This window comes from Sphingobium lactosutens (assembly GCF_013393185.1).
Taxonomy (GTDB): Bacteria; Pseudomonadota; Alphaproteobacteria; order Sphingomonadales; family Sphingomonadaceae; genus Sphingobium; species Sphingobium lactosutens_A.
In genome coordinates this window covers 1-799 of sequence record NZ_QJQX01000005.1, presented here as the reverse complement: position 1 = coordinate 799, position 799 = coordinate 1, and the positions used below count along the sequence as shown (strand labels likewise).

Annotated in this window: 1 protein-coding gene; it reads left to right on the top strand. The window is 27.7% G+C overall.

Annotated elements, in window-relative coordinates; all coding sequences use genetic code 11:
- Positions 1 to 799: rolling circle replication-associated protein (locus DM806_RS00030; RefSeq protein WP_218647257.1), on the top strand; the 799-nt coding region annotated here is incomplete at both ends.

Sequence of the window (799 nt, the reverse complement as noted above, 5' to 3'; positions counted from 1 at the left end):
TATTCAAGAAAAAATGCAATCATTGAAGTTGCAAATTTAAAAAAGGTTTATTATTTGGGTTTAAATGTTAAACAAAAAATTGAATTTCATAAGAAATATAATCATTTAGTAGACGAGCTATTTCCGGCTATTCATGAAGTTAATAAGCGAGATGAAATATTACATAAACAGTTGTACGAACGAATTTTAAGACGTTTTGAAGAGAATGAATTTGAAGATTTTAAGTTTATTAGGGTAGTTGAGTTGCATGAAAGTGGACAACCTCATTATCATTTTTTATGTAATCGTTATGTTTCTCATTATTTAATGAAGAAGATAACAGTTGAAGGTGTGAGTGAGGTTTATGATAATGCGTATATTGTGGATCATGCTATGGAGAGAAATAAAACTCTTACATATGACACTGTAGATACTGATATTGTTTCTTTTTATGTATCGAAAGTTACTAGATATGTTACTAAGGAGACTATAGAAACCTTTTCTGAATTGGAAAAGGAAGGTGATATAGCTAAGAAATTAATTAGTTCAAGTAATTGTATCAAGTTGTTTGATGAAAAAGATGAAGAAGAATCTAAGTATAAGAAATTAGGGGTATATGATTATCAAATTAATGCAACAAGTTATGAGGTTCCAAAAGTATTAGAAAATAGTGTAGAAGATTTTATTAAGTTTCATTCTGTAATGCTTAGGGATCAGTATGCAATTGATTTATTGAAATTTTCAAAGTCATTGGATTTAGATGATTTTATAAATTGTAACTATGTAATTCATGAGCGTTTAATTCAAGTTTCAGTTGCTG